Source organism: Pseudomonas sp. Mb7, from assembly GCF_054790525.1.
This window is the reverse complement of the sequence record NZ_CP186501.1, coordinates 578,089-593,683: the sequence shown is the minus strand read 5'-3', so window position 1 is coordinate 593,683 and position 15,595 is coordinate 578,089. Positions and strand designations below refer to the sequence as shown.

10 protein-coding genes and 2 tRNA genes are annotated in these 15,595 nt (G+C 58.6%); 7 read left to right on the top strand and 5 right to left on the bottom strand.

Annotated elements, in window-relative coordinates:
- Nucleotides 1-7: 7 nt before the first annotated feature.
- Nucleotides 8-961 carry a hypothetical protein gene (locus ACOYXH_RS02695; RefSeq protein WP_460410242.1) on the top strand — a complete coding sequence of 318 codons (954 nt, stop codon included), beginning with the start codon at nt 8-10 and terminating at the stop codon, nt 959-961.
- Nucleotides 962-1,071: 110 nt separating this feature from the next.
- Here ACOYXH_RS02695 and dinB read toward each other — a convergent pair whose 3' ends face one another.
- Together dinB and ACOYXH_RS02685 are read right to left on the bottom strand one after the other, a co-directional pair.
- On the bottom strand, nt 1,072-2,133 hold the full coding sequence (gene dinB, locus ACOYXH_RS02690; RefSeq protein WP_095049107.1) for a DNA polymerase IV: 1,062 nt from the start codon (nt 2,131-2,133) through the stop codon (nt 1,072-1,074).
- Nucleotides 2,130-2,378: a hypothetical protein gene (locus ACOYXH_RS02685; protein ID WP_220558228.1), complete on the bottom strand. Its 249-nt coding sequence runs from the start codon at nt 2,376-2,378 to the stop codon at nt 2,130-2,132. The genes dinB and ACOYXH_RS02685 overlap by 4 nt, the downstream gene beginning before the upstream one ends.
- Before the next feature lie 34 nt (nt 2,379-2,412).
- Between ACOYXH_RS02685 and ACOYXH_RS02680 the strand changes: the two genes are divergently transcribed.
- The 6 genes from ACOYXH_RS02680 (at nt 2,413) to ACOYXH_RS02655 (ending at nt 12,614) form a co-directional block, all read left to right on the top strand.
- Nucleotides 2,413-2,489, top strand: a tRNA-Met gene (locus tag ACOYXH_RS02680).
- Nucleotides 2,490-2,711: 222 nt separating this feature from the next.
- A tRNA-Met gene (locus ACOYXH_RS02675) sits at nt 2,712-2,788 on the top strand.
- Between the two features lie 279 nt (nt 2,789-3,067).
- Nucleotides 3,068-5,707, top strand: a complete 2,640-nt coding sequence (mprF, locus tag ACOYXH_RS02670) for a bifunctional lysylphosphatidylglycerol flippase/synthetase MprF (RefSeq protein WP_095049105.1) — start codon at nt 3,068-3,070, stop codon at nt 5,705-5,707.
- Nucleotides 5,707-6,999, top strand: a complete 1,293-nt coding sequence (locus ACOYXH_RS02665; protein ID WP_460410241.1) for a virulence factor family protein — start codon at nt 5,707-5,709, stop codon at nt 6,997-6,999. Before mprF ends, ACOYXH_RS02665 begins: the two co-directional genes overlap by 1 nt.
- 184 nt (nt 7,000-7,183) lie before the next feature.
- Nucleotides 7,184-9,910 (top strand): hypothetical protein, encoded by a 2,727-nt coding sequence (locus ACOYXH_RS02660; RefSeq protein WP_258709347.1) that lies wholly within the window; start codon nt 7,184-7,186, stop codon nt 9,908-9,910.
- On the top strand, nt 9,897-12,614 hold the full coding sequence (locus ACOYXH_RS02655; protein WP_460410240.1) for an adenosine deaminase: 2,718 nt from the start codon (nt 9,897-9,899) through the stop codon (nt 12,612-12,614). Before ACOYXH_RS02660 ends, ACOYXH_RS02655 begins: the two co-directional genes overlap by 14 nt.
- Before the next feature lie 65 nt (nt 12,615-12,679).
- Here ACOYXH_RS02655 and ACOYXH_RS02650 read toward each other — a convergent pair whose 3' ends face one another.
- From ACOYXH_RS02650 to ACOYXH_RS02640, 3 genes are all read right to left on the bottom strand, one after another.
- Complete coding sequence (locus tag ACOYXH_RS02650; RefSeq protein WP_007954964.1) at nt 12,680-12,967, bottom strand: type II toxin-antitoxin system RelE family toxin; 288 nt, start codon at nt 12,965-12,967, stop codon at nt 12,680-12,682.
- An 11-nt stretch (nt 12,968-12,978) separates the two neighbouring features.
- Entirely contained in the window at nt 12,979-13,269 is a 291-nt protein-coding gene (locus tag ACOYXH_RS02645; RefSeq protein WP_007954962.1) for a Phd-YefM, read from the bottom strand.
- A gap of 173 nt (nt 13,270-13,442) precedes the next feature.
- Nucleotides 13,443-15,284 carry a potassium transporter Kup gene (locus ACOYXH_RS02640; RefSeq protein WP_371857626.1) on the bottom strand — a complete coding sequence of 614 codons (1,842 nt, stop codon included), beginning with the start codon at nt 15,282-15,284 and terminating at the stop codon, nt 13,443-13,445.
- Between the last annotated feature and the right edge of the window lie 311 nt (nt 15,285-15,595).

Below are 15,595 nucleotides of genomic sequence, written 5' to 3'. Positions count from 1 at the left end.
AGACGTCATGTTCAAGCGAAACACCTTAGGCCTAGGTGGCACCGCCCTGTGCGGTGCCCTGCTGGTCAGCGGCTGTGCCAATCACATGTCACAACGCAGCGAGCACGAAGAGCGGGTCGAGCGAAAGTTGCTCGACCACAGCCTGCAGATCGATGTCGGTGAGCCTAAGGAGCTTGAGCTGCCGCAGCGACGCGTAAAGATCAACGAGCAGAAGACCTTCGAAGTCACCGAGTTCGAAGTGACGCGTCGCTACGATCGCTACACGCCTTACCAGCCTTGGCGGGAGATCTATGAGATTCCGCTGGGCGCGGTAGCCGTGGTGGGCGGCATCGGCGCCAACGTGGTCAATGTGTTCGCCCTCGGCAACTTGCCGGACAGCGTCACCAGGGACTGGCTGAGCTATGGTTTTGCCGGGCTCAACCCATTCATGAACGCGCAGTCCAACGGTCGTGCGCAACAGAACCTGGCCGGCATCGATGAAGTCCAGCGCGACAAGCGTACGGAGTATTCGAGCCTGCCGTGGAGCGAACGTCCGGTGCAGGTCAAGGCTGGCAAACAGACCTTCGACATGACCACTGATCGTAACGGTGTACTGCGCCTGAACCTGCTCGACAGTCCGTTTGCCGAAAATGACCTTAATCATGTCGGCAAACTGCAGATCAGCGTCGAAGACGCCAAGGATGACGTGCACTCTGACTCATCGCTGGTGATCAGCAGTCATCTGCGTGGCAAGTTGCTGGAAGCGCACGGGCTGATTTACGACGACCTGGAAGACGACGAAGTGAGCCAGTGGGTACACCGGGTCAAACGTCTGTCGGAACTGGGTCTGGAAGAAGAAGCCAGCGAGCTGGAACAAAGCCTCATCGAACTGACGCGTAACGATCCTGAGCTGCAGACCGAGTTTCTCAAGTCGCTGACCAAGGATGCCGGGCGTCTGGTGGCGGATCCAGGGCCAAACTAAAAGCTAAAAGCTTCGCGAGCCTGCTCGCTCCCACATTGGATTTGTGTACGACACAGAATCAATGTGGGAGCGAGCCTGCTCGCGAAGAGGCCCTGACAAACACCGCAAATCTACCGCTCAAACAACTCCATCTGCTCAAACCCGCCGCGCAAATCCTCCAGCCTCACCCCAACCCCCAACAACCGCACCGGTTTCCCGCCGCGATTGAACGCCTGCGTCAGCATCAACTGATAACTGCCCAGATCCCGCCCCGCCCCGGCCTGCTCGAGTGTCGTCTGGGTAAAGTCATGAAACTTCACTTTGACGAACGGCTTGCCCGGCCGATAACTGCTGTCGATCCGCGCCATACGGGTTTTCAGGGTTTCGAGCAGTTCGGGCAATTTATCCAGGCAACTGCGCAGATCCGGCAGATCAACGTCGTAGGTATTTTCCACACTGATCGACTGACGCCGACTGTCGTTGTGCACCAGCCGGTCATCGATCCCACGGGCCAGACTCCACAGTCGCTCGCCAAAACTGCCGAACTCGCGCACCAGCGCCAACTTGTCCCACTCGCGCAAGTGCTGGCAGTCGACGATCCCCAGCTTGCCGAGCTTGTCGGCGGTGACCTTGCCGACGCCGTGCAACTTGCTCACCGGCAAACCGCTGACAAACTCCTCCACCTGATCCGGCGTAATAACGAACAAGCCGTTGGGCTTTTTCCAGTCACTGGCGATTTTTGCCAGAAACTTGTTCGGCGCCACGCCCGCAGACACGGTGATGTGCAATTGATTGGAGACCCGCCGGCGAATGTCTTGGGCAATGCGTGTGGCACTGCCGCCGAAATGCGCGCTATCGGAAACATCCAGATAAGCCTCATCCAGCGACAGCGGTTCAATCAGGTCGGTGTAGTCGCTGAAGATCGTGTGTATTTCTTTCGACGCTTCGCGATAGGCGTCCATGCGCGGCTTGACGATGGTCAGGTCCGGGCACAGCTTCAAAGCATGTCCCGAAGCCATCGCCGAACGCACGCCATAGGCCCGCGCTTCGTAATTGCAGGTGGCGATCACCCCGCGCCGGTCCGCCGAACCACCCACCGCCAACGGCTTGCCGGCCAGACGCGGGTCATCGCGCATCTCGATGGCGGCGTAGAAACAGTCGCAGTCAATGTGGATGATTTTTCGCTGAGTCATGTCAGAAAAGGAAACGTGGCGAACCGGATCGGCAGTATCTCACTGACACCTGTATATAGCACCAGTGGTATGAATGTTCTTTCCAGGCGGTAGGAAATGTCCTTTGAATTTATTTTCTCAATCGACGAGCGGCCGCCAATAGAGCTGAAAGCCTTGCCCCGCCTGACCTGTAGCGTGACAAACACCCGTAAAAATGCGCTAACCGATTGAACCTCAACAGATTTATCCAGATTGCGGGTTGACACCCCTGCGTTCCTCTGTAGAATGCCGACACACAGACGCGGGATGGAGCAGTCTGGTAGCTCGTCGGGCTCATAACCCGAAGGTCGTCGGTTCAAATCCGGCTCCCGCAACCAAACATCAAAAAAGGCTACTCGAAAGAGTGGCCTTTTTTGTGCGCGTCTGTTTTGTCGATTTCCTCTTCTTATAAAGAAGCGATCGCCAAACAGGAATTCTTTGCATTTCCGAAACTTAACGCATCAGCTGCGACCGTTTGACGCGAATGCACACTTATTTGACCCTTTATGGGATTAGCGGTTGACACCTCGCCGTTCGCCTGTAGAATGCCGCCACACAGACGCGGGATGGAGCAGTCTGGTAGCTCGTCGGGCTCATAACCCGAAGGTCGTCGGTTCAAATCCGGCTCCCGCAACCAAACATCAAAAAAGGCTACTCGAAAGAGTGGCCTTTTTTGTATCTGTTGAAAAAGTCCTTTCGCAACAATGATCTGTCACTGTGCAGTGAACCGCTTGGGATCTTCAGAAGTACTCACTTGCGACTATGCTTGAGTCGCAGGCAAGGCCTCTGCAATCCAGGAACTGCCCTCGCCGATGCCCGGTGAGAGGCGTAGTATTTTGTGATTATTTTTTTCTACAGGGATTGGTAACTTGGCTGGATACCTCCATCCTGTCGCGCACAATCCAAGAGGTGATTGATGCGCGCCAACTCGTCTGATCCACAAGACACCGTCACAGCGGAACACCCGATCAAACCCGAGCGCCTGCGCTTGCTGGATCGGTTGAGCAAATACCGTCAGCCCATCGGGCTGGGGGTCACCTTGCTGTTGTTCGCCATTGCGCTGATTGCCTGTCGTCATCTGCTCGCCGAACTCGATCTCGATGCGTTGCACGACTCGATTCTTGACGTGCCGAAACCCGCCCTGCTCGGCGCCTTCGGCGCGACCGTGGTCGGCTTCATTATTCTGCTTGGCTACGAATGGTCGGCCAGTCGCTATGCCGGCGTGACCTTGCCGCCGCGCACATTGGCGCTGGGCGGCTTCACCGCGTTTGCGATTGGCAATGCGATCGGTCTGTCGCTGCTGTCCGGCGGTTCGGTGCGCTACCGTTTATATGCACGATTGGGTCTGGGGGCGTCGGAAGTCGCGCACATGACCTTGTTCGCCAGCCTGTCGCTGGGTTGCGCCCTGCCGCCACTGGCTGCATTGGCAACGCTGAGCGACCTGCCTGCTGCCTCTCAAGCCCTGGGTTTGTCCGAAGGTCTGCTCGGCACAGTCGCCACTGTCGTGCTGGCGCTTGGCGCAGTACTGGCTGTTGGCATCTACCGTCGGCGCCTGCCGGAACAACCGTTGCGCGACAACCTGCTGGTCAGGGTTGGCCGCCGCACGTTGCGCTTGCCGGGGCGTCGCCTGACGTTCCTGCAACTGATCATTACCGCCCTCGACGTTGCCGCTGCCGCGACCGTTCTCTATCTATTGCTGCCGGAGGCGCCGCCGTTCGGCGCATTCCTGCTGGTGTACCTGTTGGCATTGGCTGCCGGTGTACTCAGTCATGTACCCGGCGGCGTCGGTGTGTTCGAAGCGATTCTGCTGGCCGCTTTCGCCGACACGCTAGGTGCCGCACCACTGGCCGCGGCGCTGCTGCTGTATCGCCTGATCTACGTGGTGTTGCCGCTGCTGGTGGCCTGCGTATTCCTGCTGATCAACGAAGGTCAGCGCCTGTTTCAAACCCAGACCATGCGCGCCGCGTCTGGTCTGGCCGCGCCGATTCTGGCGGTGTTGGTGTTCCTGTCCGGCGTGGTGCTGCTGTTTTCTGGTGCGACGCCCGAGATCGATACACGTCTGGAACACATCGGCTTTCTGATCCCGCATCGTCTGGTCGACGCCTCGCACTTCGGCGCCAGCCTGATCGGCGTGCTCTGCCTGATGCTGGCCCAGGGCCTGCGCCGGCGCCTGTCGGCGGCGTGGATGCTGACCACCATTCTGCTGCTGGTCGGCGCCCTGCTCTCGCTGCTTAAAGGCTTCGACTGGGAAGAAGCGACGCTGATGACCCTCACCGCAGCCTTGCTCGGTGTGTTCCGTCGCTCGTTCTATCGCCCGAGCCGCCTGACCGAACTGCCCTTCTCCCCCCTGTATCTGGTGGCCAGCCTCTGTGTGCTGGGCGCTTCGACGTGGCTGCTGCTGTTCGCCTATCAGGACGTGCCGTACAGCCATCAACTGTGGTGGCAGTTCACCCTCGACGCTGACGCCCCGCGTGGCCTGCGTTCGCTGCTTGGCGCTGCCGTGCTGTTGCTGGTGATCGCGCTGACCTGGCTGCTGCGCACCGCGCGCCCGGTCATTCACCTGCCGACACCTGACGAACTTGATCGCGCGGCGAAGATTCTGATGGCATCGTCGCAACCCGACGGTGGCCTCGCGCTGACCGGTGACAAGGCGCTGCTGTTTCACCAGAATGACGAAGCGTTCCTGATGTACGCACGCCGTGGCCGCAGCCTGGTGGCGCTGTACGACCCGATCGGCCCCGGCCAGCAGCGCGCCGAAATGATCTGGCAGTTCCGCGACCTTTGTGACATTCACCACGCTCGCCCGGTGTTCTACCAGGTGCGCGCGGAGAACCTGCCGTACTACATGGACATCGGCCTGACCGCGATCAAACTCGGCGAAGAAGCCCGGGTCGATCTGCTTCGCTTTGACCTGGAAGCCAAGGGCAAAGAGATGAAGGACCTGCGTTACACCTGGAACCGTGGCACCCGCGACGGCTTGTCGCTGGAAATCCACGAACCGGGCCAAGCGCCGATGGATGAGCTGAAAGTGATTTCCGATGCATGGCTGACCGGCAAGAACGTGCGTGAGAAAGGCTTCTCCCTCGGCCGATTCAGCGACGATTACCTGAAGCATTTCCGCATCGCGGTGATTCGCTTCGAAGGTCGCCCGGTGGCATTCGCCAACCTGCTCGAGACTTACAGCCATGACCTGGCCAGTCTCGACCTGATGCGCGCGCACCCGGACGCCCCCAAGCTGACCATGGAATTCATGATGGTCGGCCTGATTCAACACTATAAGAGTCACGGATACGCGCGCTTCAGCCTGGGCATGGTGCCGTTGTCGGGGTTGCAACCCCGGCGTGGTGCACCGCTGACCCAGCGACTGGGCTCGATGGTTTTCCGCCGTGGTGAGCAGCTGTACAACTTCCAAGGCTTGCGCCGCTTCAAAGACAAGTTCCAGCCTGACTGGGAACCCCGTTATATGGCCGTGCCCGCCGGACTCGATCCGCTGGTGGCGCTGGCCGACACTGCTGCCCTGATCGCGGGCGGCTTGACTGGATTGGTGAAACGCTGATGATTCAACGCTCCCTGAAGTACATCCTGGCCGCACTGATCGTGCTGGCCGTGATTGCCGGCGGCGGTTTCTGGTACCTCAAACGTCCGGCACCAGAACCGACGCTCGAACCTGTTACGGCGGCAGACGGCACCGTTTTGACCCGCGTCATCCCCGGCACCAAACCCAAGGCGCAGGTGCTGGTCGCGGTCAACGACGACCAGAAACTCTCTGAAAAACAACTGACCACCCTGAGCCGCAGCGCCTCGGCGCAAATCGTTCAGGTGATTCTGCCCAAGGACTGCCTGCTGCAAAGCCGCGCCCTGCAAACCGGTCTGCGCGAACTGAACGGCCCGGCTACGCTGGTCAGCGGTATCGGCCCCGGCGCGGTACTGGCCTGGCGTTGGTTGTCCGAGCAAAAGGACGACAAGGCCCAAGCGATTTCCGTGGACCTGGCGCTGGAAAAACCCGGCTGCACTCACCTGTTGCCAAAATCCGCCGCCCACGGCCACTGGCTGGTGGCGTGGAACGACAACCCGGACGACGCCAGCGCAGGTTTCGTGCGCGATCAACCGAACGCCGAAACCAGCATCAGCGACTACGACATCAACCTGCCGCAAGTGCTGAACAACGAACTGCGCAAGATCCTCGTCGGCGGCGACAAGGCCAACGGCGGTCTGGCGATCCCGGTGGTGGAAGTGCCGGCCGGCCAGGCCAAAGACACCGTGACCCTGTTCCTCTCCGGTGACGGCGGCTGGCGCGACCTCGACCGCGACGTGGCCGGTGAAATGGCCAAGATCGGCTACCCGGTCGTCGGCATCGACACCCTGCGCTACTACTGGCAGCACAAGAGCCCGGAGCAAAGCGCGCTGGACCTGACCGAACTGATGCAGCACTACCGGCAGAAATGGGGCACCAAACGCTTCATCCTCACCGGTTACTCGTTCGGCGCTGACGTACTGCCAGCGATCTACAACCGCCTGCCGGACACCGAGCAGCAACGCGTAGACGCAATCATCCTGCTGGCCTTCGCCCGCACCGGCAGCTTCGAAATCGAAGTCGAAGGCTGGCTCGGCAACGCCGGCAAAGAAGCCGCCACCGGCCCGGAAATGGCCAAGCTGCCAGCCGCCAAAGTGGTGTGCATCTACGGCGCCGAGGAAACCGACGAAAGCGGCTGCACCGACAAGACCGCGGTGGGCGAAGCGGTGAAGCTGCCTGGCGGCCACCACTTCGACGAAAACTACCCGGCGCTGGCCAAGCGTCTGGTGGACCTCATCGAGAAGCGTCAGAGCAAGGATCAGCCGACAGAGTGATCTGAAGCCAAGATGACAAAAAGCCCCCGCAGTGTTGTGGCTGCGGGGGCTTTTTTGTGGGCGAGTGGTTCATCTTCCGCTGAAAACTTACATGTGAGCGAGCGAAAAGGCGCCAAGGCCATTATATAGCCATCACGCGTTTCTCAAAGTAAACTCTTCCTATTTTTCAGGAAGGGAAGCCGAAATGATTGAGACGCCGCTGGTAATCAACCTATCCAAGAGCGAAAAGGAAAGGTTGGAAAAACCCGACGACATCCTGCAGACAGTTGCCCTCACGCGTCTGGACAGACTCATCGGCGAACAGCTGGACGGCATTCCAACTAAACCCCATTCCGAGTTCAGTGAAACTTCGTTGAGCTATCCACGGCCGCACAACGCGATCCTCGTTCAGGGTGGCAGGGGCAGTGGTAAAACCACGTTTCTGCTGAACGCGCTTCAACGTCTACACGATGGAACAGATAAAGATATTGCCAGCATGGCAAGCGATCTTCATGTACTGCCGATGATTGATCCGACCCTGATCGAAACCAAAGAGCACATTGTAATCGTCATCCTTTCGATGATCGAAGCTGCAATCAAAGACGTGGCAGATAAAAACGGCCAGATGCATACGGCCCGCCAATCGTTGTCTGAAGGGCTAGGGTTGCTCGATGGGATTGGCTCGAGCTCGGCTTACGGCAGCGAATGGGAAGACGCGGACTGGGTAATGAGCCGCGGGCTACATAAAGCAAAGAAAGGCCGCTTGTTCGAGCTCAAGTTTGGCGTGTATCTCGAGACAGCGCTGGACATGTTGAAAAAGAAGGCTTTCGTCTTGGCCTTTGACGATGTCGATACGAATTTCACCCATGGTCACACCATTCTCGAGACCATCCGCAAATACCTGACCTCTCCGCGTCTTGTCCTCCTTCTGTCAGGCGATCCCGATCTGTACGGTCGACTGCTACGACGCAACATTTACAGCACTTTTGGCAACAAAGTGCTGGAACACGATTCCGACATCATTGGCGGCGACAAACAAAATCTTGGCCACGCGGTTCTCGAACTGGAAGAACAATATCTTCTGAAGATCGTCCCTCCGCAGAACCGGATTGCGATGCTGCCTCTGGGTGGCATCATGCTGGGATCAAAAATATTGGTGGATCCAGGCAAGAGCCAGAAGTCTATGGAGCTGGCTTTTTGGGCGAATGAACAGATACGCAAGCTATTGCTCGAAAAGGAAGGTCAGTCGCAGCGGTTCTTCGACTTCATCTCCATGGAACACCTTCGCCTGGTCATTGGCTACCTACGCGCACTTAATCAAGACGACATAAAGGCCAGTCGCCAAATGATTTTGCGAGTGTTTGAAACTCGCCTGAGAACCAGCCAGGTTCCAACAAACCTGCTTGAACGAGGTAATTTCGATTACGCGCTGAGATCCGCTTTCGAGTGGCTGTGCAAACAGGACGACGCGGCCGATTTGCTGTCATTCGGAGTTCCGGTTGACCCAGTCAGGGCCGTCGTAATTCACTGCTTGGCGCTGGCACTTGCCCAAGGCATTGAAGCGCATAACGGAGGGGCTTTGAGGGCGCTGTTCGCCCTCGCACTGCCTATTACGATGATGCGGCGTCCGGAAAACAGCGACACAGAAACCCGCGCCTCGATCTTCCGATTTCTCTGGACCAACGCATCTCCGTCACTACCGGAAATCGCCGCTCGTATCGGCACCATCGACAGGTCTCGCCGTCAGGAAGTCGGGAAAATACCCGCCAGTTCATTCGGCTCGGTTGGGCTGACTAATCGATTGAGTCAAAAAGAAAACCTGCTTCGGGTGTATGGTTTATCTGCCCCAGTGAAGAGCGGCGATCGGCCGACTGTCGCTGATCTCTACAATTTTAATGGGTCAGAAATTAACGCTGTGGCCGCAAACTGGATTTCCCACATAGCTGACGACTATGGCGACCTGCAAATCCGCCAAAATGTGAGTTGGTTCTCAATCGACGATCTCATCCAAGATCGGACGGGAAAGTTCGGCGACGTGCTGAAACTGGTCGTTTACAAACGATTCAGTGCGCGCGGCGAGATGTTTCGGTCACTGTCAGCACTCTCCCTGTTCGCCGTGATTGGGGATCTGTTGATGTCCAGCGATATTGGCGACCTGACTTCATACTCTGTGTCGGCCACCATTCCTCCATTCAAACGCGAAAGAACTCAAGACGAAGTCATTTATCCGACCGAGGTCGACGATGATCCAAGCGATGAGGAATCAAGCGACGAGGATGATGCGGCTAGTGTTCCAGAAGATGGATATTTCGACAGCTTCGGGCAAAACCTCAGGAATTGGCACACCTTTGCTCGCGACGCTTACCTGAATGCGGCTCTGTCTCCAGCAATGCTGGGCAGCATTGCCTCACGTATCCATGATGATCTGATGGACTTGGATGAAAAGGTCACGTCCTCTTGGAAAAGCGGGCAGATTCTGCATCGGCAGATCACCAATATCCTGCACGGCATTCTCGTGCTCACCTCCGGTTTGCCGGGGCGTAAGGAAAGTCCGAAAGAATCTGACCGACCTTTGATCGAGGCACTGGGACGTATCCAGGCAGCCGGGACCGTTGCAGCCCTTCATCCTTTAGCGATTATTGTCCTGTCGTGCCCACTGGTGTGGGCCTTCTTGAACCCCCACGACGACGACAATCATACTGAATGGGCCATTAATCCACTCGGTCTGACCGCATGCTTAGCGCTCAACGACTGGAAAGACAATCAGGACGCGGAGAGCTTCAAACTCGAGCCGGACTTTGAGAGCTGGCTGGTACAGCCGACGATCCCGATCAAAATCGGCCCGATCGTTCAATCCGGCAACCAGCGTTCAGTGAAAATTTCTGGCTTCTACCACGTCCTCAACGTCGTGCCACGCAATGTCACGAAATAAACCCGAGCAGTCCTCGCCCCTCGCCAACGAGCTGTTCGAGGCCCGTGAGTTGGTGGATTACGCCAAGTGCGTGCTGGGCAACCTCGACCTGATGCGCGCCTTCGAGCGGATGGCGCAACCAGCGCCGACCGGGGTCGAGCCGCTCAAGCACTTCACTCGCGAGCAACAGGCAATCTTGAACGATGCCCACAGCACCGGACGCTTCCTGGAAATGCGCCGACTGCATCCTGCGTTGACCGATGAGGGCGTCGAGAACCGGATCGCACGGATCGTGAAACGGATCAATGGTCGCACCGCAGTGCCCGATAAGTATCCGGGCAGCCTGCGCCTGGGTCGTGGGCAGAAACCGCCGAAAGGCACGGACGATGACCTCAATGGCAATCTGCCGGAACTGTTGTGGTGCCTCGGCGACCTGTTCCTGTGCGAAGGTCGCGACGGTTCGATCCGCGTGCGCGCACGCCTGTTGGAGCCGTGGCAGGATCTGGTGCTGGTGGTTCCGCCGCTGCTGATCACCTCGGTCTGGATGGCGCAGCGTCTGGACTTGTCCGACACCACGCCCTCAGCTGACGAGTTCCGGCGCGCTGTCAGCCGGATCAACGCATGGTTGTGCGATTCCACCCTGCCGGTGGACGATGATCCGTTTCTCGATCACCTGTGCCGCACCGAGGGGCTGGACGAAACTCATCTGCACCTCAACGGCACCACCGAGGCGGAAAAGGTCTGGTTCGATGCGCTGGAGCGCCCGGAACAGGTGGTCGGCGGTCTTACGGCCAAGACCATCAAACAAGACATCGGCATCAGGATCCCGATCGGCAATGGCGTGAAACGCTTGCTGCAACAAGAAGATCCGGACCTTTCCCCGGAGCGACTGATGCAGCGAGTTACCAGCGCTGCGGCACTGAAGGCACGCTTGTTGAACCACGCTGCCGGGAAAGTACCCCAGATGTGTGGCGAACCGCCGGTCGCGGCCTATCGACGTGCCCAGGAACACTGTTTGCGGCGTCTGTCTTCGCAGACGCCCCGAGTGGTCAAGGAAGCCTGGCAACTGGTGACACTGTTCAAAGGTTTCGATAAGCAGCGCATGGACCACACCAGCGGCCTGCTGCTCTGGCACTACGCCCTGCTGCGCGCGCAGTTCTGTCGTTTGCTGATCCAGCAAGCGGATCAGAAAGGCTTCGATCAGTTTCAAAGCATCACTCTCAACGAGTTGCGCGAAGCGACAGAAAAGGACTACGCCGAGCGGTTCCGCCAGATCGAGCGCGGACAGCAAAAAGGCGTGGACTTCCTAGAAGGTCGCTTCACCCCGAAAATGACGCCCGATGACAGTGCAAAATTGCTCGGATTGATCTTGCGCGGTTATCTGGAGTTTCTTGGCGAAGGGGTGGCGCGACCTGCCGGGGTGATGCGCGAAGCACGCAAGTATCGCTCTCTGTCGGACTTGCTGAACCGGGTCCGTCGGCTGGAAAAAGGCGATGATCAATGGTCTGGCATTTCGCCAGAGCAACCCGGTCACAGCCACATCCCCCCCTCGTCCCGACGCTTACGCCTGGGGCTGGTGCCGCACTTCGTCAAACAGAGCGACAAGAAGGAACGCGAAAGCTTCTTTAGCGGGGACAAACTGCGAGCGATTTGCCGGGACGCGAAAGTCCGTCGCGAATCCGATCAACGTGCACGAGCACTGGTCGCGCTGATCCAGCGCACCCCTGGACTCGAAACGCTGATTCGCGGCATCGATGCCGCCAGTAACGAACGTCACGCCGGCCCCGAAGTATTCGCCCCGGTATTTCGGCGCATGCGTCAGGCCGGGATCCGCCGCTTTACCTATCACGCTGGTGAAGACTTCGGGCACATTGTCTCCGGAGTACGCGCAATCCACGAGGCGGTGGTCTTTCTCGACTTCGATGCGGGCTGCCGGATTGGCCATGGCACAGCTTCCGGACTGGATCCGAAGGCGTGGTGGCAGGCAGTCAGCGGCTACGTGGTCATGCCGGCGGAAGAGCGCTTGGACGACCTGGTGTTCGCCCGGGCAATGCTCTTGTCCACGCGCACCCATATCGATAGCCTGCCGTTGATTGAAGCGGAGATTCAGCGACTGTCGATGAAGATCTGGAACGATCCGCGTATCACCCCTGACCTCCTCGCCGAATCGTGGAAGCTGCGCTCCCTCGATCCGTTGGCGCAAAACGTGGGCGTGGACGATGTGGACCCCAATCGCCGCTTCGAAGCCCGATGCTTTGCCAACGCCCGTCAAGGCAACGCCAGAGCACTCAATCACTTCCTGCGCCGGCACGGCATCGACGCGAACTCCGAGGAACTGAAGGCCGCACGCGAAGACGTGGTCGTTTCAAGGGAGAACGATGTGTTGCGTCCCAAAGTCATCCGCGCCATCCAGAACGCGGTGTTGCGCTTGCTGCGTGAACGCTCGATTGCGATTGAAACCCTGCCGAGCAGCAACCTGCGGATCAGCATTCACAAGAGTTACAACGATCACCACGCGCGCAATTGGCTGGGTTTGGGCAAACATCCAGTAGACGCCCCCGTGAGCGTGGTTATCGGCTCGGATGACCCGGGGATTTTTGCCACGGGTTTGCGCCTCGAGTACGCGCACCTTTCGCGCATGCTGCACGCGCATGTGATGTCGCCCGAAAACGCCAAGGAATTGCTGCGGCGGATGTGCGTGGAAGCCAAGCAATTTCGCTTCTGAAGGACCCGGCCGAGACGCAAAAAACAAAAGCCCCGCCAGCCACAAGGCTGACGGGGGCTTATTCTTTAGAGGCGCCGTTCAGCAGCGCCATACACCTCTTCATCACGTCGGGCACCCACCGCAACGATCAACACCTGGATGGCTCGGCCATCGACTCGATAAACGATTCGCGTGTCGCCCGTTCGAATTCGTCTGCAACCCGCAAGACTGGCTCTCAGAGGCTTGCCACTTTTGTCCGGCTCGCCATGGATGATCCGTTCTTCGATTACATCCAGAATCCGGTTGGCAGCTGCTGATCCCAATTGATCAAGATCCCCTTGGACTTCCGGATGATAAATCACTCCCCAAACCATCCAGCGCTCCCTTAATCCTTCCGGGCGTACCTTGCCCGCATATCCTCATGGCTGACAGCCTTGGTCTGATCAAAATTGCTCAGACGCTCACGGGCTGCCGCTTCGATGCGAAGGTTCTCAAGTTCATCCAGCATTTCCTGATAGGCCTGCACGTTGATGATGACCGCTGCCGGTTGATTGTCCTTGAAGATGACCAGACGTTCAGTGGCACGACTGGAAATCTCCTTGAGCTTCGCGCTGAAGCTCCTGACCATGGCAGTAACGGAGATTGCCTGGTCAGCACGCTCTAATAATGCCGTCATAATCACCTCTCACTCACATGCTGATGCGCACGTTAATGCACAAAGTATCGTGCTTAATTAAACATAGCGCAAATTGCTGTTTCCACTATCCGACCAAGCACTCACACCGGACACGCACAAAAAAGCCCCCGCCAGCCTTGAAGCTGACGGGGGCTTTTCAGTTGGAGCGTGGCCTACATCTCCACCTGCGTCCCCAACTCAATCACCCGGTTCAACGGCAAATTAAAGAACCTCAAGTTCCCATTGGCATTCTTCAACATGAACGCAAACAACGCTTCACGCCAACGCGCCATCCCCTCAAGTTTCGAGGCAATCACCGTTTCCCGGCTGAGGAAGTACGTGGTGCGCATCGGGCTGAAGTCCAGATCATCCAGATGACACAGCTTCAGCGCCTGCGGCACGTCCGGCTCGTCGGTGAAGCCGAAGTGCAGGATCACCCGGAAGAAGCCTTCGCCGTGGGCCTCGACTTCGAAGCGTCGCGATGGCGGTACACGCGGGATGTCTTCGTAGACCACCGTCAGCAACACCACTTGCTCATGCAACACCTGGTTATGCAGCAGGTTGTGCAACAGCGCGTGCGGCACGGCGTCGGAGCGCGCGGTGAGGAACACAGCGGTGCCCTGCACGCGATGCGGTGGTTGCACGCGGATGCTGCTGATAAAGATCGGCAGCGGCAGTGCGCCTTCGTCGAGGCGTTCGACGAGCAACTGCTTACCGCGTTTCCAAGTGGTCATCAGCACAAACAGCGCGATACCGGCGATCACCGGGAAGGCACCGCCCTGAACGATCTTCGGCACGTTGGCGGCGAAGTACAGACCGTCCACCAGCAGGAAGCCGATCAGCACCGGCACCGCGAGGATCGGCGGCCATTTCCACAGCAGCAGCATCACTGCCGACACCAGAATGGTGGTCATCAGCATGGTGCCGGTCACCGCCACGCCGTAGGCCGAGGCCAGTGCGCCGGAGGACTCGAAACCGAGCACCAACAGGACCACGCCGACCATCAGCGCCCAGTTCACCGCGCCGATATAGATCTGGCCCTGCTCGTCGCTGGAGGTGTGCTGGATGTACATACGCGGGATGTAACCGAGCTGAATCGCCTGACGGGTCAGGGAGAATGCACCGGAAATCACCGCTTGCGAGGCAATCACCGTGGCCAGCGTCGACAGACCGACCAGCGGAATCAGCGCCCAGCTCGGTGCCAGCAGATAGAACGGGTTACGCGCTGCTTCCGGGTTTTCCAGCAGCAAGGCGCCCTGACCGAAGTAATTGAGCACCAGCGCCGGCAACACCAGGATGAACCACGCCCGGGCAATCGGCTTGCGACCAAAGTGGCCCATGTCGGCGTACAGCGCTTCTGCACCGGTTAGCGCCAGCACCACGGCGCCGAGGATCGCCACGCCCATGCCCGGATGAACGACGAAGAAATTCACCGCCCAGATCGGGTTCATCGCATGCAGCACTTCTGGCGCGTGGCTGATGCCATACACACCGAGGGCGCCGAGGACAAGGAACCAGGTGACCATGATCGGCCCGAACAGAATGCCAATCCGCGCCGTACCGTGTTTCTGGATCAGAAACAGCGCCACCAGCACCACCAGCGACAACGGCACGACCCAATGGTCGATACCATCGAATGCCAGCCCCAGACCTTCAATCGCCGACAGTACGGAAATCGCCGGGGTGATCATGCTGTCGCCATAAAACAGCGCCGCGCCGATCAGTCCGCAAACCACCAGCAACGACCGCAACTTCTTGCGATGCCCCGCCGCGCGCCGCGCAAGTGCGGTGAGCGCCATGATGCCGCCCTCGCCCTGGTTGTCGGCGCGCAGCACGAACATCATGTATTTGATCGACACGACCCAGATCAGCGACCAGAAGATCAACGACAGAATACCCAGCACGCCATCGTGATTGACCGATACGCCGTAAGCGCCGGAAAACACTTCTTTGAGGGTGTACAGCGGGCTCGTGCCGATGTCGCCGTAAACCACCCCGACCGCCGCGACCAGCATGCTCAGCGGCTTGGAGGCCGAACCCTCGGCGCCTGCCGCATGACTACTTGCCTGACCCATCCAACACTCCTACTTCTCAGAACCGGCTTCTTGAATGAAGCACTATGCTTTGTGGTGCAGCATGCGCTGTTTTACCTGTTGTTACAGACGTTTTGTTGACTGTAAAAAATTGGTAAAGCTCAACGGCGCGAAGCATAGCGCAGCACTCGTCGTATTTCCCTGCATAAAGCTGGTCAAGTGCGTTGCCCGCCGCTAGAATTGCGCACTTTTTGATCAGAGGCGCGCCCTAAGCGCCCGTCCGTCGGCTTTCG

What these genes read in the sequence shown, in the direction of transcription:
- mprF (WP_095049105.1), top strand. Translation starts at nt 3,068, where the DNA reads ATGCGCGCCAACTCGTCTGATCCACAAGACACCGTCACAGCGGAACAC.
- ACOYXH_RS02645 (WP_007954962.1), bottom strand. Translation starts at nt 13,269, where the DNA reads ATGACGGCATTATTAGAGCGTGCTGACCAGGCAATCTCCGTTACTGCC.
- ACOYXH_RS02665 (WP_460410241.1), top strand. Translation starts at nt 5,707, where the DNA reads ATGATTCAACGCTCCCTGAAGTACATCCTGGCCGCACTGATCGTGCTG.
- ACOYXH_RS02640 (WP_371857626.1), bottom strand. Translation starts at nt 15,284, where the DNA reads ATGCTGGTCGCGGCGGTCGGGGTGGTTTACGGCGACATCGGCACGAGC.
- ACOYXH_RS02650 (WP_007954964.1), bottom strand. Translation starts at nt 12,967, where the DNA reads ATGGTTTGGGGAGTGATTTATCATCCGGAAGTCCAAGGGGATCTTGAT.
- ACOYXH_RS02660 (WP_258709347.1), top strand. Translation starts at nt 7,184, where the DNA reads ATGATTGAGACGCCGCTGGTAATCAACCTATCCAAGAGCGAAAAGGAA.
- ACOYXH_RS02695 (WP_460410242.1), top strand. Translation starts at nt 8, where the DNA reads ATGTTCAAGCGAAACACCTTAGGCCTAGGTGGCACCGCCCTGTGCGGT.
- ACOYXH_RS02655 (WP_460410240.1), top strand. Translation starts at nt 9,897, where the DNA reads ATGTCACGAAATAAACCCGAGCAGTCCTCGCCCCTCGCCAACGAGCTG.
- dinB (WP_095049107.1), bottom strand. Translation starts at nt 2,133, where the DNA reads ATGACTCAGCGAAAAATCATCCACATTGACTGCGACTGTTTCTACGCC.